Raw genomic sequence first — 20,551 nt, 5'->3', positions numbered from 1 at the left:
GCCCCTGTCACCTCTTTATCAAGGTTCGTTCTGTTACAGGGTGATCCGAATCAACTTCACCCCCCGCCTGCGCCTAGTCTAACGGAATGCGACGGAAAATACCCACTGTTTGGTTTCAACAACTTGGACCGCGCTGTTGAAGCATAAACCTTATGCAAAACCGGGTTCTGCTTGCACTTTGAGGGGTGGATGGTATTGAGCCCGCAATCTGCTTGTAATCCGAAGGAACAACGCCCGTGGACCTGACTGCGCTGCGCAATGCCAACCCCGAACACTGGGACAAAGCTGCGGCCATCCGCACCCTTACCCTTGACGCCGTCGCCGCCGCAAATTCCGGCCATTCCGGTATGCCGATGGGCATGGCCGATGTTGCGACCGTGCTGTTCGAAAAGCACCTGAAATTCGACGCCGCAAACCCTGACTGGCCCGACCGCGACCGGTTCATCCTATCTGCCGGTCATGGCTCGATGCTGGTCTATTCGCTGCTCTATCTCACCGGCCACGCGGATGTGACATTGGATGAGATCAAGAACTTCCGCCAGTTGGGTGCCAAAACTGCGGGCCACCCGGAAAACTTTCTGATCAACGGTGTCGAAACCACCACCGGCCCGCTGGGCCAGGGTATCTCGAACGCTGTGGGTTTTGCCATGGCCGAGGAAATCCAGCGCGCCCAGTACGGCAAGAAGGTGGTCGATCACTACACCTATGTGATCGCAGGTGACGGCTGCCTGATGGAAGGCGTCAGCCAAGAGGCAATCACTCTGGCCGGACGTCACGAATTGGGCAAGCTGATCGTCTTCTGGGACAACAACAACATCACCATCGACGGCACCGTCGATATCGCTGATCGCACCGATCAGGTGAAACGCTTTGCCGCTTCGGGCTGGCAGGTGATCGAGATTGACGGGCATGACCCCGAAGCGATTGATGCGGCCATAACCAAGGCCAAAACGTCGAAAAAGCCGACTATGATCGCTTGCGAAAGCCATATCGCGCTGGGTCACGCGGCGCAGGATACCTCCAAAGGTCACGGCGCGCTGACGGATCAAGATCAGCTCAAGGCGGCCAAGGCAGCCTATGACTGGCCGCATGATGCGTTCGAAATCCCGGCCAATGTGAAATCCGCATGGGAAGCCATTGGTACGCGAGGTGCCGCTGAACGTACCGCCTGGGAAGAGCGTTTCGCGCAGCTTTCCGAACGCAAGCAGGCCGAGTTCAACCGGGCCTATGCGTTTGACGCACCCAAGAAACTGGCCGGCGCCATCCGTTCATTCAAGAAACAGATGTCGGAAGACCAGCCGAAACTGGCCACCCGCGCTTCGTCCGAGAAGGTGCTGAACGTGGTGAACCCGATCATGGTCGAGACCGTTGGTGGCTCGGCTGACCTGACCGGTTCGAACAACACCAAATCGGCTGATATGGGCGTGTTCCTGCCCGAAAATCGCAAGGGTCGCTACATCCACTACGGTATCCGTGAGCATGGGATGGCCGCGGCGATGAACGGTATGGCGCTGCATGGCGGCATCCGCCCCTACGGCGGGACCTTCATGGCCTTCACCGACTATGCCCGCCCGTCGATGCGTCTGGCCGCGCTGATGAAAATCCCGTCGGTCTTCGTGATGACCCATGACTCGATCGGTCTGGGTGAAGACGGCCCGACCCACCAGCCGGTCGAGCATCTGGCGATCAGCCGCGCGACGCCGAACACCTATGTGTTCCGCCCTGCCGATACCGTCGAGACCGCTGAAGCCTGGGAACTGGCCCTGACCTTCAAGAACAGCCCCTCGGTCCTGTCACTGACCCGTCAGGGCGTGCCAACTGTGCGCACAGATCACAAGACCAAAAACCTGACCGCCCAAGGCGCCTATGTTCTGGCCGAGGCCGAAGGCAAACGTCAGGCCATTCTGATCGCCACCGGGTCCGAGGTTTCGCTGGCGATGGAAGCCAAAGTGCTGCTTGAGGCCGACGGCATTGGCACTCGCGTCGTCTCCATGCCCTGCATGGAACTGTTCGCTGAGCAGGACGAAGCCTACCGCAAACGGGTTCTACCTGCCGGTGCTGTGCGCGTCGGCATCGAAGCCGCCGTACGTGCCGGTGGCTGGGATCGCTGGCTGCTCGGCGAACGTGGACGCGAAGCCAAGGCGGGCTTCATCGGCATGTCCAGCTTTGGCGCGTCAGCCCCTGCGGGTGAGCTCTACGAGCATTTCGGCATCACTGCCGAGACGACCGTTGCGAAGGTCAAAGACCTCGTGGGCTGATCCCCGCCTAAGAGCCTCAAAAGCCCCGGTGCGGACCGGGGCTTTTTTGTTAGACGAAGATAATCACAGACTGCATTCCGTCGACCACCAAATCTCCCTCGGTGTTCCAGACGCGCATGACCTGTGAGCTGTAGCCGTCACGCCCGGCGGTCAGGTGATGCTCCAGCAAGAACCAGCCGTCACGCGTTTGAATATCCTCGGCCAACACATTGAAAATCCAATTCATTGACGAGTTTGGACCCGGCTTCTTCAACGTCGGATAGATTGCAGGTGGCGGCAGATCAGCAACCGAAATTAACCCTTCCATCCGATCCCACATACGCGGATCATTGTGTCGCGCCCAAAGACGCAGATATCCTTTCTCAGCACCCGAGAACGGCAACGCGCCTTCAACCAGCCGGACATCGAAGTTTTGAAGGAACGGGATAGGAGGTCTGGGCAAATCTGGCGGGAAATAAGGCCCCGTATCTTCAGGTTTCTCCGCAGGTTTGGCCGGGCGGTCAAACGCGACATGGCTATCCTGAGGGTGACCAAAGGAGAACGTCGCCATAGCGGCGACTTTCCCATCGATCTGAGCGCGGGCATTGATGATGGTCACATTCCGCCCCTGCCGCAGCACCTCAGTGCCGATGATTGGCGAAGTTCCAATCGGTGCGGTGAAATTCACCAAAGCCGAGCGTAGTGGTGGCAGATCCTTATGCCGCGCGCGAACCGCATCCAGCATAAGCGCAGAAGAGAATCCTCCGAAGGTGGTCCGGCCCTGCATCCAATTGGATGGCACGGGATAGCTTAGGCCATCGCCCTGCGGCGTTCGGCTTTCAAGAACCTCGGTTAGCGTATGAGACGACATTTGACTTCCAGTTCTTGTGTTTCAGGTCACAGCCTACCTGCCGTTCGGCGTGCGGCCACAACGACCCAACGTCACAAACAGGATTTTCAGTGCTGTTTACTTGATCCTGAAACCATCCCCATCAACGGCGCAACGACCCTGGTTGCCACCGGGATCAGCGCCAGCCCATAGACCAGACCGAAAATGCCATCCATTGTTGCTTTGGAAATCCACTCGACTGCTCCGACCCATTGCTCGGATGCCATGTGCCCCAGCGCATAGGCCCAATCGTGGATATGGTGACCCAGCCAGCCATAGCCCAACACTTCAAGCCCGTGGATCACAATCGACCCACCAACCCAAAGCATCGCGGCCGTGCCGATGATCGACAGCAATTTCATCACCACAGGCATGGCCTTGACCAACCCGCGCCCGATACCACGCCCAATCGGCGTGGGCGCGTTGCCAGCCAGGAACAGCCCGACGTCGTCCATCTTCACGATCAGCGCGACCGAACCGTAGACGGCCACGGTCACCCCGATCCCCACCACGGCCAGAGTCGCGGCCTGCATCCACAGGTTCGGGGCTTCGATCGCGGCCAATGCAATGGTCATGATCTCGGCGGACAGAATGAAATCCGTCTTGATCGCGCCCTTGACCTTTTGTTCTTCCAAATGGCCTGGGTCGCGGTTTTTCATATCCTCGTCGATGACGTGGCTGCCATGGGAAAACAGCACATGGAATATCTTCTCGGCCCCTTCGAAACATAAGTATGAGCCGCCGATCATCAGCAACGGCGTGATCAGCCATGGCGCAAAATTGGCCAACAACAATGCAACCGGCAGCAACAGGATCAGCTTGTTAAAAAAGGACCCCCGTGCAATGCGCCAGATGATCGGCAATTCGCGCGCAGGCGCAAAACCCTGAACATATTTCGGGGTCACCGCCGCATCGTCGATGATCACACCCGCCGTCTTGGCCCCAGCCTTGCCCGCAGCGGCGACAACATCGTCAACCGAAGCAGCCGCAACTTTGGCGATCCCCGCCACATCGTCCAAAAGGGCCAACAGACCGCTCATCGCGCTTCCTTTCCTGTCACCTGTCGCGTTTCGGACCCTACCTGATCCAACAGCTAGCGCAAGCGTTAGCGCAATCGGACCAGGTTTGCGCTAACACCTTCAAAATATGCCATTTTTGCCCTTTTGAGACTCAGGTTTCACCGCTATATGGCCAACAACACAAGCGCATTCTGGAGACATGTTATGACCATCAAGGTCGGGATTAATGGTTTTGGCCGTATCGGTCGCTGTACCCTGTCGCATATCGCCGCCTCTGGGCGCAACGATATCGAGGTTATCAAAGTCAACGCCACCGGCCCGCTGGAAACCTCGGCGCATCTGCTGAAATATGACAGTATTCACGGCCGTTTCCCCCGCGACGTCTCAATCGAGGGTAACACCATGGATCTGGGTCGTGGCCCGATGCACATGTTCTCGACCTACGACATGAACGAGCTGGACTGGGAAGGCTGCGATGTCGTTCTGGAATGCACCGGCAAGTTCAACGATGGCACCAAAGCAAAAACGCATCTTGAGCGTGGCGCACGAAAGGTACTGTTGTCTGCACCCGGCAAGAACGTCAACAAGACCATCGTGTTCGGTGTGAACCACAACACTCTGACCGCCAATGACAACATGGTCTCGAACGGCTCTTGCACCACCAACTGCCTTGCTCCGCTTGCCAAGGTCCTGGACGAAGGTGTTGGCATCGAACATGGCATCATGACCACGATCCACGCCTATACCGGCGACCAGCCGACGCTGGACCGCCGCCACAGCGACCTGTACCGTGCACGCGCAGCAGCCATGTCGATGATCCCGACCTCGACCGGTGCTGCCGCTGCACTTGGCGAAGTGTTACCCAACCTCAAAGGCCGTCTGGACGGCTCGGCGATCCGCGTCCCTACTCCAAATGTTTCGGCGGTGGATCTGAGCTTCCGCGCTTCGCGCGATGTCACTGTCGAAGAGGTTAACGCCATCGTCGAAGAAGCCGCCAAGGGCCCGATGCAACGCGTTCTGGGCTTTGAGCCCGCTCCGCTGGTTTCGACCGATTTCAACCATACCGAAGAAAGCTCGATCTTCGCGCCGGATCAAACTCGTGTGGTCGACAACCGCATGGTGCGTGTGCTGGCCTGGTATGACAACGAATGGGGCTTTTCCGTGCGCATGGCCGATGTGGCTGTTGCAATGGGCCGTCTTAACTGAGCCTTTGCACATCGCTTGTACCTTCGGGTCCGCTCAGGTTATCTGGGCGGGCCTTTTTCGTTCGGGGAAAGAATGACAAATCAACTCGCTATATGGCTTGGGCTTCTGCTCCTTGGCGCGGTGATTCTGGACTATGCACTGGTCGGCCCGGAACATTTGGTGTTTCTCAGCAAAAAGCTTTACGCGTTTCTGGACTGGCTCGCCTTCTGGCGTTGATCTAGGTTTTGCTTGACATTCTCAGCAATCTGCCATTGTTAGCGCTAACCAAGCCTCACATCGAGGCCAGCAGACGAACGGAGCGTGACATGACACTCAAACTGGCAATCAACGGCTTTGGACGGATCGGGCGCGGTGTTCTGCGGGCCTTGATGGAAACAGGCCGCACAGATGTGCAGATCGTCGCAATTAACGATCTGGGAAAACCGGAAATGAACGCGCATATGTTCGAGTTCGACAGCGTGCATGGCCGTTACCCAAACAAAGTCACGCTGACCGAAGCAGGCCTGGATGTTGGTGCAGGTCCGATCCGCCTGACCAGCGAGCGCGATCCTGAAGCATTGGAATGGTCCGACGTAGATGTGGTTCTGGAATGCACCGGCGTTTTCCGAACGCGCGAGGCGGCAGAACGTCACCTGAAAAACGGATCGAAAAAAGTACTGATTTCGGCCCCCGCACGCGGTGATGGCGGCGTCAAAACCATCGTCTTCGGCGTGAATGATCACGAGTTAACGGCGGCGGACACGATCGTCTCGAACGCCTCGTGCACCACCAACTGCCTGTCTCCGGTCGCTGCGGCGCTGGACGCAGGGCTCGGCATTGTGCATGGGAACATGACGACGGTTCATGCCTACACGGCCAGCCAGCCGGTCCACGACAACGCCGGTAAGGACCCTTACCTGTCGCGTGCTGCTGCTCTGTCGATGATCCCGACTACCACCGGGGCGGCGTCGGCCGTGGGGCTGGTTCTACCGCAGCTCGCAGGTAAACTGACCGGTCAAGCGATCCGAGTTCCGACCCCGAATGTCTCGGTCGTTGATCTGGTGGCTGAAGTGTCGCGCCCAACCACCGAAGATGAGGTGAACGCCCTGTTCACGGAAGCCGCCGCAAAAATCCCCAGCGTTCTGGCTGCAGAGTCCCGGCCGCTGGTCTCGATCGATTTCAACCACGATCCCCACAGCTCGACTGTGTCACTGGATGAAACCAAGGTGACGGACGGCACTTTGGTGCGCGTGCTCGCCTGGTATGACAATGAATGGGGCTTTTCGAACCGGATGCTGGATACCGCTGCCGCCATGGGCGCGCTATCCTAAGCGGTCTTTCAACGCGTCATTCACGCGGGGCGTGACGAATTTCGACACGTCCCCATCCAACCGCGCAATTTCCTTGACCAGTTTTGAGGCAATCGCTTGGTGCCGTGCTTCGGCCATCAGGAAGACGGTTTCAATCGTATCATCCAAAGCGCGATTCATTCCGACCATCTGGAATTCATACTCGAAGTCCGCAACAGCGCGCAGCCCGCGCACGATGATCTGAGCACCAACGTCACGGGCACAGTCGATCAGCAAGTTCTCGAACGGATGCGCGACAATCTCTGTCCCGGTCTGTTGGGTCAGTTGAGCGCATTCCGCCTCGATCATCGCAACACGTTCTTCCAGCGTGAACAACGGCCCTTTGTCGCGGTTGATCGCAACGCCGATCACCAGCTTGTCCACCAGCGCAGCGGCCCGGCGGATGATATCGATATGACCCAAGGTTATCGGATCAAAAGTTCCAGGATATAATCCAACCCGCATCAGGCTCTCCCGCGCAATAATATTTCTGCGCTAGCAAACATAACTTTGCCGCAGGTGCAAGGGGTTGAACTCCCCTCTCCCGTTAGTGACCCATGATCATCCCCTGAAGGGCGTCTTTCTCCATGGCCAGTTCTGCAAGCTGTGCCTTGACCACATCACCCAGCGTGACGATCCCGATCAGCTTGCCATCCTCAACCACCGGCATGTGGCGAAAGCGGCCTTCGGTCATCCGGGACATGATGTCCTGCACCGTCGCTTGGCGCGTGGTCGTCACCAGTTCCTTCGTCATATACGAACTGACGGGTTCGTTCAGGCATCCGCTGCCACTGGCGGCCAGTTCGCGGACGACATCACGCTCTGACAGAATACCCTTGGCCGTCTGACCCCCATCGTCCGAGACGATAACCGTACCGATCCGCTTTTCCGCGAGTATTTTCGATGCTTCCGAAACGGTCGCCGAAGGCTTGACCGTCACAACACCCTCGGTGGCTTTGGATTTCAGAATGGCTTGAACGAGCATTAAAAAAACCTCCGGCAATAACGTACTGTTTTCCAAAGCGTTGCGCGATTAGGGCACCCTGTCAAGTTTCAGTGGCAGCTTCCAGCCGGGCGACCTCTTCCCGAATACCCTGGGTCAGGGCCTCGGCAAACCGGTTCAACCGCTCATTCCGCTGATCGCCCTGATGTCGAACCAGATGGAAACTGCGTGTCAAACTCACCTGATCCGTCAGGATTTGCCGCAGGCCCGGATGGAACGGCAGTGTAAAATCATGCGCGACGCAGACACCGGTCCCTAGAGACACTTGCCGCAACTGAACAGAAACCGAGTTCGAGGCAAGCGCAACGCGGTCGATGCCGATATCGTTCAGATAGTCCAGTTCCCGGTCAAAGATCATGTCTGGGATATATCCGATTAGCCGATGTCCCTGCAGATCAGCGACCGAGCGGATCGCGTTGTGACGATCCAAATAGTCCTGCGTGGCCACCATGTGCAGCTGGTAGTCACAGATTTTCTGAACCAGCAGTTTCCCAGCTGTCGGCGCACTGACCGTGACAGCCATATCCGCCTCGCGTCTGGACAAGTTGATGATCCGTGGCAAGGCGAGGATTTGAATATCCAGATCTGGGTTGGCGTCGCTGATTTTCGCACAGACCTGCGGCAGTAGATAGTTGGCCGATCCATCCGGCGCCCCGATCCGAATCTGCCCGCTCAGTGATTTGGTTGATCCGACCACGGCCCCGGTTGCCGCGCGCATCGCTTCTTCGGCTTGTTGAGCATGATCCAGCAGCCGTTCACCCGCCGTTGTAAGCATGTACCCCTGCTGGGACTTGGTGAACAACGGCGCATCCAGATTGGCCTCAAGCCGCGCAATGCGGCGACCGACCGTTGCAGGATCAATCTTTAGGATGCGGCCCGCCGAGGACAGGCTTTCCTCACGCGCGACAGCCAGAAAAATCCTCATATCATCCCAATTCGGGTTCACGCATCACCTTTTGCATTTTTGCAAAGCCCTTTTGAAACATTGCCTCTGTTCAGGTGATTTCTGCAAGCCTATTCTGCGCGCAACAGATTCAGAGGAGTTTTCGATGCAAGACCTGACCCATTTCCTGAATGGTGAACAAGTCGCCGGCACCTCGGGCCGGTTTGACGATGTCTTCAACCCGGCAACAGGCGAAGTTCAGTACAAATGTCCAATGGCCAGCGCGGATGAAACAACCGCCGCGATTGAGGCCGCCGCCGCAGCGCAACCCGCATGGGGCGCGACAAACCCGCAGAAACGCGCGCGTGTGATGATGGCCATGGTCGGCCTGATGAACCGTGACATGGACAAGCTGGCCGAAGCGCTGAGCCGCGAGCACGGCAAGACCATCCCCGACGCCAAGGGTGACCTGCAGCGTGGTCTGGAAGTGATCGAATACTGCATCGGCGCACCGCAAATGCTAAAGGGTGAGTTCACCGACAGCGCGGGCCCCGGTATTGACATGTATTCGATGCGTCAGCCACTAGGTGTTGTCGGCTCGATCATGCCTTTCAACTTCCCGGCCATGATGCCCCTGTGGCACGTGGGCCCAGCACTGGCCTGCGGCAACGCCGTTGTTCTGAAACCATCCGAGCGTGACCCCTCGGTGCCCCTGATGCTGGCCGAACTGTTCATCGAGGCTGGCTTGCCCGCAGGTGTGTTCCAGGTCGTCAATGGCGACAAGGAAGCCGTGGACACGATCCTCGACAGTGAGATCATTCAGGGTGTCAGCTTTGTAGGCTCGACCCCGATCGCACAGTACATCTACAGCCGCGCAACCGCCAATGGCAAACGCGCGCAGTGTTTTGGCGGCGCAAAGAACCATATGATCGTCATGCCTGACGCTGACTTGGATCAGGCCGCCGACGCGCTGGTCGGCGCTGGTTTTGGCGCGGCAGGCGAGCGTTGCATGGCAATCTCGGTCGCTGTTCCTGTGGGCGAAGAAACTGCGGATCGCCTGATCGAAAAGCTGATCCCGCGTGTCGAAAAGCTGAAAGTTGGCCCCTATACCGCGGGCGACGATGTCGATATGGGCCCTGTTGTAACCGGCGCTGCGAAACAGCGTATCCTTGGTCTGATCAACTCGGGTCTTGAGCAAGGCGCCAAGCTGGTTGTCGACAATCGTGATTTCAGCTTGCAGGGCTATGAAGACGGCTTCTTTGTTGGTCCGCACCTGTTTGATCACGTGACGCCCGACATGGACATCTACAAGCAGGAAATCTTTGGACCGGTTCTGTCGACTGTCCGTGCGGGTTCCTACGAAGAGGCGATCGGCCTGGCCATGGATCATGAATACGGCAATGGAACCGCGATCTTCACACGCGACGGTGACACTGCTCGTGATTTTGCCAGCCGGATCAACATCGGCATGGTTGGCATCAACGTGCCAATCCCTGTTCCGCTGGCCTATCACACCTTCGGCGGCTGGAAGAAATCTATGTTCGGTGACTTGAACCAGCACGGCCCGGACAGCTTCAAGTTCTACACTCGCACCAAAACCGTGACCGCGCGCTGGCCGTCGGGCATCAAAGAAGGTGGAGAGTTCAACTTTAAGGCCATGGATTAACCCTATATAATTTAATCCGAAAACAAAAACCGGCTCCATCAGGGCCGGTTTTTTGTGCAAAGACTTGCCCAGACTTCGAGATAGTCCTGTGCCCTCACGATAAATTCAGATCGCTTGGGCTGGAATTTAAAGCCCTGCGGAAATATCTTACTCGCGATTTGTTGATCGAGCAGTTTGAATATTCGGAGGCCGAATTGTCTAGTTCCCGCATGACCCGCCGCTCTGCCCTGTTGGGTGCAGCGTCCGTTCTGGCGACACCCGCAGTGTTGCGCGCCCAAAGCCTGGATGCCTTTCCGCAGGCCGAAGACCCGATCAGCACGCAACCTCCGGTGCGCCGCAATGTATCCTCGTTCTCACAACAGAACTGGCAGGATCACTTTGATGAATTGGGCTCCGGATGCTTGCTGGCGGATATCACCAGCCGCGCTGTTCACTATTGGGGGGCCGACGGGACCTACAAGCTCTACCCAAGTTCCGTGCCGATGAGCGAAGAGCTGACAAAACGCGGCTATACCAAAGTGGTGCGCAAGGCCGAAAACCCCAGTTGGACCCCGACCGCATCGATGCGGGAACGTGATCCTTCGCTGCCTGTACGGATGGATGGCGGTGATCCCGGCAACCCTCTGGGCACCCGTGCGATGTATCTGGGCTGGCCCGCCTATCTGGTACACGGCACGCATGACACACGTAAAATCGGACGTCAGAGCTCATCTGGCTGCATTGGTCTCTATAACCAGCATGTTGAAGAACTGTATCCACTGGTGCAGGTTGGCACACAGGTGCGGCTGGTCTGAAACGCGACACCCAAGAAACAGCAAAGCCCCGGCCAGCAGGACCGGGGCTTTTTCGTAAGCGGGCAGCGACTATTCCGGCAGGATTACTTCGTCGATGACGTGGATCACACCGTTGCTGGCCTCGATATCAGCCTGTACCACTTCGGCACCGTTGACCTTGACGCCGTTTCTGGCATTCACACTTAGGCGGTCGCCCTGCACGGTCAGAACCTTCGCGCGCTTCCCTGCGATGTCACCCGACATGACTTTGGCAGGAACCACGTGATAGGTCAGGATCGCAACGAGTTGATCCTTGTTTTCGGGCAGCAGCAAGCTTTCAACGGTGCCTTCAGGCAGCGCAGCGAATGCTTCATCGGTTGGTGCGAACACAGTGAATGGGCCATCCCCCTTCAGCGTATCGACCAGCCCGGCGGCTTGCACGGCTGCAACCAAGGTGCTGAACGATCCGGCCGAAACGGCGGTGTCGACAATGTCAGCAGCTTGGGCCTTTAGCGGCATGGCAAATGCGATTGCGGCGGCAGCGCCCATAAACGTACGACGAAACATGGCTGTCTTCTCCTCTCCAGCTTGTTATGGAAAGGGGTACGGGCCTTCTTCAAACCCGGATCACTTTGCGATCACGGTTCCTTGATCTGGACCCAGATACTCTGCGCACGCCCGTCGGCGAGAAACGGCAGAGCCTCGACGGCATCGGGGCGATCCGTTTGCAGGTAGTACCCCGGCCAAAGCATTGAAAACGCGCCTGATTGCAGCATTGCATGCAGCATGTACTGCTCTCCCCAACCCGGACAATCATAGAAGAACCGCTTGGGATACTCATAGGGCAAAAAAACATCGTGCACATGGATCACGACACCGGGTTTCAGCGCAGGAATAATCCGACAAAACAGGTGCGCCACGTCGTTGGACATCCGCACGACATGGCTGGAATCGATAAACAGGACATCTCCTGCCTCAAGCTGGTCGAACAGCGCCGGGTCCACATCCTCCAGCCGTTTTTGTTCGAACGCATCAACCACATGAGCGATGTCGGCACGAGGATACGGATCAATGGCCGTGATCGTTGTGTTCAAACCACCATCGATGATCGCTTGCCGCGTCACGCGGGTCGAGTTTCCGCATCCAACCTCGATCACCCGTTTTGGCTGAAACCTGCGGATCATCAGATAAAGCGCATCCGCATCCGGACTGTCATAGTAGCCATTGCCAATGTGATAGCCGGTTTTGTTGCACGCGGGGTCTTTCAGCGCGGCCAGAGCGTCTTGATGCTGCGCGAACTCTTGTTTTAGCGGCTCGATATCAAACCCCTCCATCCCCGGTGACAGGGCATAAGCCGGTCGCGTAAGCCCTCCTGCCCGCTCAAAGGTTTCGAGCCGCGCACGCTCCTCCTGCTCGGTGACCTTGTCGACCAGTTTGACGCCAAAACGGTCCAACGCGGCATTGATCCGGGGGAATTTTCTTGGTTTCACGCGGCGGGCTCCGATCTGAGGGGGCAGTTACCGCTCCTTACCTGTGCAGGGCCGGCCTCTGCAAGCGGCAGAACCCCAAACCCTTGGCAAAAGGCCAATTTCCGTATTCACTGAATCAACACGATAAAGAGAGGTCCGCCCATGCAGCAGGATTTCACGCTGGGCATCGAAGAAGAGTATCTGCTGGTCGACCGCGACAGCCTGCAACTAACCGAGGCACCCGCCGCCCTGATGGAGGCCTGCCAGACCGATTTCGAAGGTCAGGTCAGCCCTGAATTCCTGCAATGCCAGATCGAAGTTGGAACCCGACCTCATACCACCGTCAAAAGCGCGCGTGAGGATCTGAAGCGTCTGCGGTCCTGCGTCTCGAAACACGCGGCGCACTACAATCTCAGCCCGATCGCCGTGTCTTGTCATCCTTTCGCCAATTGGAAAGACCAGCATCACACGCGGAAAGAGCGCTATGATGCCCTTCAGCACGCACTGGGCGGCGTTGCGCGGCGCATGCTGATCTGCGGAATGCATGTGCATGTCGGGGTCGAAGATCAGGCGCTGCGGGCCGATCTGATGCCACAGCTGTGCTATTTCCTGCCGCATCTTCTGGCGCTATCAACCTCATCTCCGTTTTGGAACGGGGAAGATACCGGCCTGTCTTCCTACAGGCTGACGGTCTTTGACAACCTGCCCCGCACCGGCCTGCCGCCGGATTTCAGCGGATGGTCGGAATATGAGCGGACAACCGGCGTTCTGGTCGAGCTTGGCGTGATCGAAGACACCTCCAAAATTTGGTGGGATTTGCGCCCTTCGCACCGGTTCCCAACACTTGAGACGCGCATCATGGATGTTCAACCGCGTCTGGAACACACCTTGTCTTTGGCCGCTTTGGTGCAGGCCCTGACCCGGATGCTGTGCCGTCTGAAGGCGCGAAACCTGCGTTGGCGCCAATATGATCGCTTTCTGATCGGCGAAAACCGTTGGCGCGCGCAACGCTATGGGGTCGGCGAAGGCTTGATTGATTTTGGAGATCGTTCGGTCAAACCCATGGCCGAACTCATCGGCGAACTGATGGGCATGCTGGCTGAGGATGCCGAGGCACTAGGCACCATGACCGAACTTGCCCGTTTGCGCCAGATCGCCGAAACCGGAACCTCAGCCACCCGCCAACGCCGCGTTCATGCTGAGGCTGTCGCCAAGGGAGACGACCCGGGCCAGGCGGTTGTGCGGCACCTGATCGAGGAATTCCACGCGGATTTGTGACGCCGGATCAGGACTGAAAAACCCGCGCCGCCTGCAATTGCCGACCTTGAAAAATTTCTGTAACGATTGAGAAATAAACAACCGTTCAATTCAATGCCGACGGGAGGGTAGCAATGGATTTCGGGCTGACCGAGGAACAGACCGCGATTTTCGATATGGCCTATGGGTTTGGGCAGGAAAACATCGCCCCATTCGCACGGCAATGGGAAAGTGACGGCACCATCCCAAAAGAGCTGTGGCCCCAGATCGGCGAGCTAGGGTTTGGTGCGCTCTATGTTTCCGAGGATAGCGGCGGCTCGGGCCTGACCCGATTGGACGCCACGCTGGTGTTCGAGGCTTTGTCTATGGCCTGCCCCTCGGTTGCTGCGTTCCTCTCGATCCACAATATGTGCGCCAAGATGTTGGACAGCTTTGCCAGCGACGAATTGAAATCCCGCATCATGCCCGAGGTACTGAGCCTGAACACAGTCCTCAGTTACTGCCTGACCGAACCGGGCTCCGGCTCGGACGCCGCTGCCCTAAAAACCCGCGCGGAACGCACGAATGAGGGCTACACGCTGAACGGCTCCAAGGCCTTTATCTCCGGTGGAGGCTACTCGGACGCCTATGTCTGCATGGTGCGTACCGGGCAGGATGGCCCCAAAGGCATCTCAACCGTCTATGTCGAGGATGGCACACCGGGCCTCAGCTTTGGCGCGCTGGAACAGAAGATGGGTTGGAAAAGCCAGCCCACTGCGCAGGTTCAGTTCGACGACTGCAAAATCCCTTCGGGCAATCTCGTCGGGGTCGAGGGCGACGGTTTCAAATATGCCATGATGGGTTTGGACGGCGGGCGTCTGAACATTGCCTCTTGCTCGCTGGGTGCCGCACAAGCCGGGCTGGACATGACCCTGCAATACATGTCAGAGCGCAAAGCCTTTGGTCAATCCATCGACCAGTTCCAGGCCCTGCAATTCCGCCTTGCGGATATGGAGATTGAACTGCAAGCTGCCCGCACTTTCCTGCGCCAAGCCGCCTGGAAACTGGATCAGGGTGCGCCCGATGCAACCAAGTTCTGCGCCATGGCCAAGAAATTCGTGACCGAGACCGGCTCGAAAGTTGTGGATCAATGTCTGCAATTACACGGCGGCTACGGCTATCTGGCTGATTACGGCATCGAAAAGCTTGTGCGTGATCTGCGGGTGCACCAGATATTGGAAGGCACGAACGAGATCATGCGCGTGATTGTTGCACGCCAGATGATTGCACAAGGCTAACGGTTTCATGTCCGACATCGACATCCGCACAACCGGCCGCGCCGGTCGCATCTCCCTGACCCGCCCCAAGGCGCTGAACGCCATGACCTATGACATGTGCATGGCCATTGATACGGCCCTACGCAACTGGCGTGAGGATGATGCGGTTGATCTGATCATCTTCGATGCCGAAGGTGACAAAGCCTTTTGCGCCGGGGGGGACATTGCCGAGTTATACGAGACTGGCACGCAGGGCGACTTCGCCTATGGCCAGACGTTTTGGTGTGATGAATACCGGCTGAACGCGCTGATCTTTGAGTATCCCAAGCCTGTCGTCAGCTTCCTGCAAGGGTTCACCATGGGTGGCGGCGTTGGCATTGGTTGCCACGGCAGCCACCGGATTGTTGGCGAAAGTTCCCAGATCGCAATGCCAGAATGCTCCATCGGGCTGGTTCCGGACGTTGGCGGCACGCTCATGCTAGCCCTCGCCCCCGGCCGGTTGGGAGAGTTCCTGGGTACTACAGGCCAGCGCATGGGCCCGGCCGATGCGATCCTTGCCGGGTTTGCCGATCACTTCATCTCACAGGATCAGTGGCCCGATCTGATCGAAATTCTTGAGGCGTCTGGCAATGCCGATTTGATCACCGAGCACGCTGTGGCTCCGCCCACCGGTGACCTTGTTGATCTGCAAACCGAAATCGATGACAGCTTCAACGGAGAAACACTTGGCGATATCCTAACCAATCTGCGCGGAAGTGATTCAGAGTTCGCGGCGAACACTCTGGCCAAACTGGAACGCAACGCGCCGCTTTCAACGGCCTGCACGGTTGAGATGCTGCACCGCCTGCGCGGGAGTTCTTTGACCATGCGCCGCGCGCTGGAGATGGAATACCGCTTCACCTTCCGCGCCATGCAGCATGGTGATTTTTTGGAGGGCATCCGGGCGCAGATCATCGACAAGGACCGTAATCCCCGCTGGCAATATGCGGATATGACCGTGCCAGCGGTCGCGGTTTCAAAAATGTTGCAGCCCCTGGGCAAGGACGCCCTGACATTCGAGGAGGAATAAGTCATGCAAATCGGGTTCATCGGGCTGGGCAACATGGGCGCACCCATGGCGGCCAATCTGGCCAAAGCAGGCCATCAGGTGCTGGGGTTCGACACCGCCGGGGTCAGTGTCGATGGTGTGACAAAGGCTGAAACCGCCGCCGAGGCCGTGGCGGGTGCCGAGGCTGTAATCACGATGCTTCCGAATGGCGCCATCCTGCGGACCGTCGCAGACCAGATCATCCCTCATATGCAATCTGGCGCAGCACTGGTCGACTGCTCCACAGTCGATGTCGACAGCGCGCGCGCCGTGGCTGATCAAGCCAATGCCGCTGGCTTGCTATCGGTCGACGCGCCCGTTTCGGGCGGGATCGGTGGCGCCTCTGCGGGTACATTGACCTTCATGGCCGGCGGGTCTGAAGACGCCTTTGCCAAGGCCGCGCCGCTCTTCGACATTATGGGGCAAAAGGCTGTGCATTGCGGTGAGGCCGGAGCCGGACAAGCGGCCAAGATCTGTAACAACATGATCCTCGGCGTCACCATGATCGCCACTTGCGAAGCCTTTGCCTTAGCTGACAAATTGGGGCTCGACCGCCAAAAGATGTTCGACGTGGTGAGCACCTCCTCCGGCTACAGCTGGACGATGAACGCCTATTGCCCCGCCCCCGGCGTCGGCCCGACCAGCCCTGCAGACAATGACTATCAACCGGGCTTTGCCGCCGAGTTGATGCTGAAAGACCTGCGCCTCAGCCAGCAAGCCGCGGAAAGCGCGGACGCAGACACCCCGATGGGCCAAGCTGCAACCGCACTCTATCAGCAGTTCGTCGAAGCCGAAGATGGTTTGGGTCAGGATTTCTCGGCCATGCTGCCCAGATTTGAGAAACGTAGTCGAGAGTAGCCACAATCAGGCAGGTCTTTGCCGAAGTCCCCCGCCCCAGCACCCCAGACCTTTTTCGGGTCTGCCCTTTCGTGCATGTATCGCCGCACGAAAATCCGGGGATCACGGCATGAAACATGCAGCAGCGATAGCAGCGTCCATTGCATTGGCAGGCGTCCCGCTTGTCGCTTTGGCTGGAAATGGCAACGGCAAAGGGAAGAACTCGAAGTTTTCAGTGGAACGGGTCGCGCCCGGACATTCCACGGTCCCTGTCAACTGCCCTCCCGGACTCGCGAAAAAGGCGGTGCCCTGCGTTCCGCCCGGACAGGCTAAGAAGTATTACCGGGTCGGAGACAGAATAGACCGTGACTATTTCTGGATCGACGATCCCTACAGGTATGGCCTCAAGCGTGGTGGCAACTATGTGCGCGCGGGAGACTATGTCTACCGGATTGACCCGGAGACACGCAAGGTTCTGAACCTGATTGGAGCTGTCGCAGATATCCTCAACTGATGCGCAATCTGGCCGCTATTCAGCGGCCACCCGCCCTGGGTTCAACATCGGCTTGAGGTAACGCCCTGTGTGGCTGCGCTCAACATCAGCCACCTCCTCGGGTGTTCCGGTTGCAACGATCTCACCACCTCCATCGCCGCCTTCCGGGCCGATATCAATGATGTGGTCTGCGGTTTTGACCACGTCCAGATTATGTTCGATCACGACAACCGTGTTTCCCTGATCAACCAATTCATGCAACACTTCCAAAAGCTTACGCACATCTTCGAAATGCAGACCTGTCGTCGGCTCGTCCAGAATATACAACGTCCGCCCGGTTGAGCGTTTCGACAGCTCTTTCGACAGCTTGACCCGTTGCGCTTCGCCCCCGGACAGAGTCGTGGCCTGTTGACCAACCTTGATATAGCCCAGCCCCACACGCGCCAGCGCATCCATTTTATCCCGGATCGAGGGCACAGCTTTGAAGAACTCCTGCGCGTCCTCCACCGTCATATCCAGCACATCAGCAATGGATTTGCCTTTGAATTTGATCTCCAGCGTCTCGCGATTGTACCGCGCGCCTTTGCAGGTTTCGCAGGTGACATAGACATCAGGCAAAAAGTGCATCTCGATCTTGATAACGCCGTCGCCCTGGCAGGCCTCACACCGCCCCCCTTTGACGTTGAAGCTGAACCGTCCCGGCTTGTAGCCGCGCGCTTTGGCCTCGGGCAATCCCGCGAACCAGTCGCGGATCGGGGTGAAGGCCCCGGTATACGTCGCTGGATTCGACCGCGGGGTGCGCCCAATCGGTCGCTGGTCGATATCGATGACCTTGTCCAGATGCTCCAACCCTTTGATCGTCTCGCAGGGGGCCGGGGTTTGTCGCGCACCGTTCAACCGCATCGAGGCGGTTTTGAACAGCGTTTCAATGGTCAGCGTGGACTTGCCGCCACCCGATACGCCCGTGACACAAACAAACTTCCCCAATGGAAAATCAGCAGTCACATTCTTAAGATTGTTGCCCGTCGCCTTGACGACCGAGACCTTTTTTCCGTTACCCTTTCGGCGTTCGGCAGGCACTGCGATTTCGCGTGTTCCGGCCAGATATTGCCCGGTGACCGAGGCCGCATCGGCTGCAATCTCACCCGGGGTGCCCTTACTGACAACCTGCCCGCCATGCACACCGGCACCGGGGCCGATGTCGAACACATAATCCGCCTCGCGGATGGCTTCCTCGTCATGCTCGACCACGATCACGGTATTCCCCTGATCCCGCAGGTTCTTGAGCGTACCCAGCAATCGGTCGTTGTCACGCTGGTGCAACCCGATGGAGGGCTCATCAAGCACGTACAAAACGCCGGTCAGACCCGAGCCAATCTGGCTGGCCAACCGGATACGTTGGCTTTCGCCACCAGATAAAGTTCCACTTGAACGTGACAGCGTAAGATATTCCAAACCAACGTTATTCAGGAATCCAAGCCGCTCGCGGATTTCCTTGAGGATGGCCCGCGCAATCTCATTCTTTTGTACGGAAAGATGGTTTGGCGCATCCTCAACCCAAGCCAACGCCTCTCGGATCGACATCTCAACCACTTGCCCCACATGCAGACCGGCGATTTTCACGGCCAGCGCTTCTGGTCGCAGGCGATAGCCTTCACAAGTGCCACAGGGGCGGTTGTTTTGGTACCGCTCAAACTCTTCCCGGATCCAGGCGCTGTCGGTCTCGCGATAGCGGCGTTCCATATTCGGGATCACACCCTCAAAACTGCGCGTGACCTGATAGACCCGACCGCCCTCGTCATAGCGGAACTGGATTTCGTCATCACCTGAGCCGCGCAGGAACACCTGCTGCACCTTCTTGGGCAGGTCCTTCCACGGCGTGTTCTTGTCAAATTCATAGTGCCGTGCGATGGCCTCGATGGTTTGCAGAAAGTACGGAGACTTTCCCTTCCGCCACGGGGCCAAGGCCCCATCATACAGTTTCAATGTCTGGTCCGGCACAACCAGTCGTTCGTCAAAGAACAGCTCTACCCCCAAGCCGTCACAATCCGGGCAAGCGCCGAAGGGTGCGTTAAACGAAAACAGCCGGGGTTCGATCTCGGGAATGGTGAAGCCACTGACCGGGCAGGCAAAATTTTCGCTAAACGTGATACGCTCTGGGTCACCTTCACGCGGAGCCGTTTCCAGAACGGCAATGCCATCCGCAAGGTCCAAAGCGGTGCGCAGACTGTCGGCCAGCCGGGTCTCCATCCCTTCGCGGACCACCAGCCGGTCGACCACCACGTCGATGTCGTGGCGGAATTTCTTGTCCAATGTGGGTGGTTCATCCAGCTCATAGAAGTCGCCATCGACCTTCACACGCTGGAACCCCTGCTTGCGCAGTTCCAGAAACTCTTTCTTATATTCGCCTTTCCGATCCCGCACGATGGGGGCCAGCAGGTACCCTCGAGTCCCCTCCTCCATCGTCATGATCCGGTCGACCATATCCTGCACCTGTTGTGCTTCGATCGGCAGGCCCGTTGCGGGGCTGCATGGCGTCCCGGCGCGCGCAAAAAGCAGACGCAGATAGTCGTAAATCTCGGTCACGGTCCCCACGGTCGAACGCGGGTTTTTCGACGTGGTCTTCTGCTCGATGGAAATCGCCGGGCTCAGGCCGCTGATGTGGTCCACATCCGGCTTCTCCATCATGTCCAGGAACTGACGCGCATAGGCCGAAAGGCTTTCGACATAGCGGCGCTGACCCTCGGCATAGATCGTATCAAAGGCCAGCGAAGATTTGCCCGAGCCCGACAGGCCGGTGATCACCACCAGCTGATCCCGTGGGATATCCACGTCGATGCTTTTGAGGTTATGCTCGCGCGCGCCGCGCACCTCGATATTTTTCAGCTCAGCCATTCTGGCCCCCAACAAACACGTCCCTCAGAAATAGGCGAGTGGCGCTGAGTCTCCAACAGAAAAGTTAGAACAAAGGCGGAACTTTTGGATTATTGCCGACACATCCTGACAAGATGCGATGCAGATAGGCGCGATGCGACCAGCGCTCTGGCAACGTGACATGATCAAGGGAAAATGGCGCGGTTGACGGGGCTCGAACCCGCGACCCCCGGCGTGACAGGCCGGTACTCTAACCAACTGAGCTACAACCGCG

19 protein-coding genes and 1 tRNA gene are annotated in these 20,551 nt (G+C 58.0%); 11 read left to right on the top strand and 9 right to left on the bottom strand.

Annotation, left to right across the window (positions count from 1 at the left end):
* Nucleotides 1-236: 236 nt before the first annotated feature.
* The gene (tkt, locus tag ABLN87_RS02820) at nucleotides 237-2,258 is read left to right on the top strand and encodes a transketolase (protein WP_353007358.1); all 2,022 of its coding nucleotides are present in this window, start codon (nucleotides 237-239) and stop codon (nucleotides 2,256-2,258) included.
* 49 nt (nucleotides 2,259-2,307) lie between these two features.
* Here the strand turns inward: tkt and ABLN87_RS02815 are convergent, their stop codons facing one another.
* Nucleotides 2,308-3,108: a thioesterase family protein gene (locus ABLN87_RS02815; RefSeq protein WP_353007355.1), complete on the bottom strand. Its 801-nt coding sequence runs from the start codon at nucleotides 3,106-3,108 to the stop codon at nucleotides 2,308-2,310.
* 86 nt (nucleotides 3,109-3,194) lie between these two features.
* Nucleotides 3,195-4,166 (bottom strand): DUF808 domain-containing protein, encoded by a 972-nt coding sequence (locus ABLN87_RS02810; RefSeq protein WP_353007352.1) that lies wholly within the window; start codon nucleotides 4,164-4,166, stop codon nucleotides 3,195-3,197.
* A 183-nt stretch (nucleotides 4,167-4,349) separates the two neighbouring features.
* Here ABLN87_RS02810 and gap (ABLN87_RS02805) point away from each other — a divergent pair, with 183 nt between their 5' ends.
* From gap (ABLN87_RS02805) to gap (ABLN87_RS02795), 3 genes are all read left to right on the top strand, one after another.
* The gene (gene gap, locus ABLN87_RS02805; RefSeq protein WP_353007349.1) at nucleotides 4,350-5,351 is read left to right on the top strand and encodes a type I glyceraldehyde-3-phosphate dehydrogenase; all 1,002 of its coding nucleotides are present in this window, start codon (nucleotides 4,350-4,352) and stop codon (nucleotides 5,349-5,351) included.
* A gap of 72 nt (nucleotides 5,352-5,423) precedes the next feature.
* The gene (locus ABLN87_RS02800; RefSeq protein WP_353007347.1) at nucleotides 5,424-5,567 is read left to right on the top strand and encodes a hypothetical protein; all 144 of its coding nucleotides are present in this window, start codon (nucleotides 5,424-5,426) and stop codon (nucleotides 5,565-5,567) included.
* Nucleotides 5,568-5,656: 89 nt separating this feature from the next.
* Nucleotides 5,657-6,661, top strand: a complete 1,005-nt coding sequence (gene gap / locus ABLN87_RS02795; protein WP_353007344.1) for a type I glyceraldehyde-3-phosphate dehydrogenase — start codon at nucleotides 5,657-5,659, stop codon at nucleotides 6,659-6,661.
* Here gap (ABLN87_RS02795) and coaD read toward each other — a convergent pair.
* From coaD to ABLN87_RS02780, 3 genes are all read right to left on the bottom strand, one after another.
* A complete protein-coding gene (coaD, locus tag ABLN87_RS02790; protein ID WP_353007341.1) occupies nucleotides 6,653-7,144 on the bottom strand; it encodes a pantetheine-phosphate adenylyltransferase in 492 nt (163 codons plus the stop codon). The genes gap (ABLN87_RS02795) and coaD overlap by 9 nt on opposite strands.
* Before the next feature lie 82 nt (nucleotides 7,145-7,226).
* Nucleotides 7,227-7,664, bottom strand: coding sequence for a CBS domain-containing protein (locus ABLN87_RS02785; RefSeq protein ID WP_353007339.1), 438 nt, complete (start codon nucleotides 7,662-7,664; stop codon nucleotides 7,227-7,229).
* Nucleotides 7,665-7,725: 61 nt separating this feature from the next.
* Complete coding sequence (locus tag ABLN87_RS02780) at nucleotides 7,726-8,628, bottom strand: LysR family transcriptional regulator (RefSeq protein WP_353007337.1); 903 nt, start codon at nucleotides 8,626-8,628, stop codon at nucleotides 7,726-7,728.
* Between the two features lie 103 nt (nucleotides 8,629-8,731).
* On the opposite strand from ABLN87_RS02780, the gene ABLN87_RS02775 reads away from it, so the two are divergent.
* Nucleotides 8,732-10,231 carry a CoA-acylating methylmalonate-semialdehyde dehydrogenase gene (locus ABLN87_RS02775; RefSeq protein ID WP_353007334.1) on the top strand — a complete coding sequence of 500 codons (1,500 nt, stop codon included), beginning with the start codon at nucleotides 8,732-8,734 and terminating at the stop codon, nucleotides 10,229-10,231.
* 209 nt (nucleotides 10,232-10,440) lie between these two features.
* The gene (locus tag ABLN87_RS02770) at nucleotides 10,441-11,025 is read left to right on the top strand and encodes a L,D-transpeptidase (protein WP_353008369.1); all 585 of its coding nucleotides are present in this window, start codon (nucleotides 10,441-10,443) and stop codon (nucleotides 11,023-11,025) included.
* 69 nt (nucleotides 11,026-11,094) lie between these two features.
* Here the strand turns inward: ABLN87_RS02770 and ABLN87_RS02765 are convergent, their stop codons facing one another.
* Both ABLN87_RS02765 and ABLN87_RS02760 read right to left on the bottom strand, forming a co-directional pair.
* Complete coding sequence (locus tag ABLN87_RS02765; RefSeq protein ID WP_353007332.1) at nucleotides 11,095-11,571, bottom strand: fasciclin domain-containing protein; 477 nt, start codon at nucleotides 11,569-11,571, stop codon at nucleotides 11,095-11,097.
* A gap of 71 nt (nucleotides 11,572-11,642) precedes the next feature.
* Nucleotides 11,643-12,494 (bottom strand): class I SAM-dependent methyltransferase, encoded by an 852-nt coding sequence (locus ABLN87_RS02760; protein ID WP_353007330.1) that lies wholly within the window; start codon nucleotides 12,492-12,494, stop codon nucleotides 11,643-11,645.
* A gap of 141 nt (nucleotides 12,495-12,635) precedes the next feature.
* On the opposite strand from ABLN87_RS02760, the gene ABLN87_RS02755 reads away from it, so the two are divergent.
* The 5 genes from ABLN87_RS02755 (at nucleotide 12,636) to ABLN87_RS02735 (ending at nucleotide 17,424) form a co-directional block, all read left to right on the top strand.
* Nucleotides 12,636-13,751, top strand: coding sequence for a carboxylate-amine ligase (locus ABLN87_RS02755; protein ID WP_353007327.1), 1,116 nt, complete (start codon nucleotides 12,636-12,638; stop codon nucleotides 13,749-13,751).
* A gap of 113 nt (nucleotides 13,752-13,864) precedes the next feature.
* Nucleotides 13,865-15,007 (top strand): acyl-CoA dehydrogenase family protein, encoded by a 1,143-nt coding sequence (locus tag ABLN87_RS02750; protein WP_353007324.1) that lies wholly within the window; start codon nucleotides 13,865-13,867, stop codon nucleotides 15,005-15,007.
* Between the two features lie 7 nt (nucleotides 15,008-15,014).
* Nucleotides 15,015-16,055, top strand: a complete 1,041-nt coding sequence (locus ABLN87_RS02745) for an enoyl-CoA hydratase/isomerase family protein (protein ID WP_353007321.1) — start codon at nucleotides 15,015-15,017, stop codon at nucleotides 16,053-16,055.
* Between the two features lie 3 nt (nucleotides 16,056-16,058).
* Nucleotides 16,059-16,931 carry a 3-hydroxyisobutyrate dehydrogenase gene (gene mmsB / locus ABLN87_RS02740; RefSeq protein ID WP_353007318.1) on the top strand — a complete coding sequence of 291 codons (873 nt, stop codon included), beginning with the start codon at nucleotides 16,059-16,061 and terminating at the stop codon, nucleotides 16,929-16,931.
* 109 nt (nucleotides 16,932-17,040) lie between these two features.
* Nucleotides 17,041-17,424 (top strand): hypothetical protein, encoded by a 384-nt coding sequence (locus ABLN87_RS02735; protein WP_353007316.1) that lies wholly within the window; start codon nucleotides 17,041-17,043, stop codon nucleotides 17,422-17,424.
* Nucleotides 17,425-17,439: 15 nt separating this feature from the next.
* On the opposite strand, the gene uvrA is transcribed toward ABLN87_RS02735, so the two are convergent.
* A complete protein-coding gene (uvrA, locus tag ABLN87_RS02730) occupies nucleotides 17,440-20,298 on the bottom strand; it encodes an excinuclease ABC subunit UvrA (protein WP_353007314.1) in 2,859 nt (952 codons plus the stop codon).
* A gap of 175 nt (nucleotides 20,299-20,473) precedes the next feature.
* Nucleotides 20,474-20,550, bottom strand: a tRNA-Asp gene (locus ABLN87_RS02725).
* Nucleotide 20,551: the final 1 nt, after the last annotated feature.

Source organism: Ruegeria sp. SCP10 (genome assembly GCF_040329495.1).
Classification (GTDB): domain Bacteria; phylum Pseudomonadota; class Alphaproteobacteria; order Rhodobacterales; family Rhodobacteraceae; genus Ruegeria.
Note: the sequence above shows the minus strand (reverse complement) of the source record. Positions and strands in the feature narration are given on the sequence as shown.

What these genes read in the sequence shown, in the direction of transcription:
- ABLN87_RS02815 (WP_353007355.1), bottom strand. Translation starts at nt 3,108, where the DNA reads ATGTCGTCTCATACGCTAACCGAGGTTCTTGAAAGCCGAACGCCGCAG.
- ABLN87_RS02810 (WP_353007352.1), bottom strand. Translation starts at nt 4,166, where the DNA reads ATGAGCGGTCTGTTGGCCCTTTTGGACGATGTGGCGGGGATCGCCAAA.
- gap (WP_353007349.1), top strand. Translation starts at nt 4,350, where the DNA reads ATGACCATCAAGGTCGGGATTAATGGTTTTGGCCGTATCGGTCGCTGT.
- ABLN87_RS02800 (WP_353007347.1), top strand. Translation starts at nt 5,424, where the DNA reads ATGACAAATCAACTCGCTATATGGCTTGGGCTTCTGCTCCTTGGCGCG.
- gap (WP_353007344.1), top strand. Translation starts at nt 5,657, where the DNA reads ATGACACTCAAACTGGCAATCAACGGCTTTGGACGGATCGGGCGCGGT.
- coaD (WP_353007341.1), bottom strand. Translation starts at nt 7,144, where the DNA reads ATGCGGGTTGGATTATATCCTGGAACTTTTGATCCGATAACCTTGGGT.
- ABLN87_RS02785 (WP_353007339.1), bottom strand. Translation starts at nt 7,664, where the DNA reads ATGCTCGTTCAAGCCATTCTGAAATCCAAAGCCACCGAGGGTGTTGTG.
- ABLN87_RS02775 (WP_353007334.1), top strand. Translation starts at nt 8,732, where the DNA reads ATGCAAGACCTGACCCATTTCCTGAATGGTGAACAAGTCGCCGGCACC.
- ABLN87_RS02770 (WP_353008369.1), top strand. Translation starts at nt 10,441, where the DNA reads ATGACCCGCCGCTCTGCCCTGTTGGGTGCAGCGTCCGTTCTGGCGACA.
- ABLN87_RS02765 (WP_353007332.1), bottom strand. Translation starts at nt 11,571, where the DNA reads ATGTTTCGTCGTACGTTTATGGGCGCTGCCGCCGCAATCGCATTTGCC.
- ABLN87_RS02755 (WP_353007327.1), top strand. Translation starts at nt 12,636, where the DNA reads ATGCAGCAGGATTTCACGCTGGGCATCGAAGAAGAGTATCTGCTGGTC.
- ABLN87_RS02750 (WP_353007324.1), top strand. Translation starts at nt 13,865, where the DNA reads ATGGATTTCGGGCTGACCGAGGAACAGACCGCGATTTTCGATATGGCC.
- ABLN87_RS02745 (WP_353007321.1), top strand. Translation starts at nt 15,015, where the DNA reads ATGTCCGACATCGACATCCGCACAACCGGCCGCGCCGGTCGCATCTCC.
- mmsB (WP_353007318.1), top strand. Translation starts at nt 16,059, where the DNA reads ATGCAAATCGGGTTCATCGGGCTGGGCAACATGGGCGCACCCATGGCG.
- ABLN87_RS02735 (WP_353007316.1), top strand. Translation starts at nt 17,041, where the DNA reads ATGAAACATGCAGCAGCGATAGCAGCGTCCATTGCATTGGCAGGCGTC.
- uvrA (WP_353007314.1), bottom strand. Translation starts at nt 20,298, where the DNA reads ATGGCTGAGCTGAAAAATATCGAGGTGCGCGGCGCGCGCGAGCATAAC.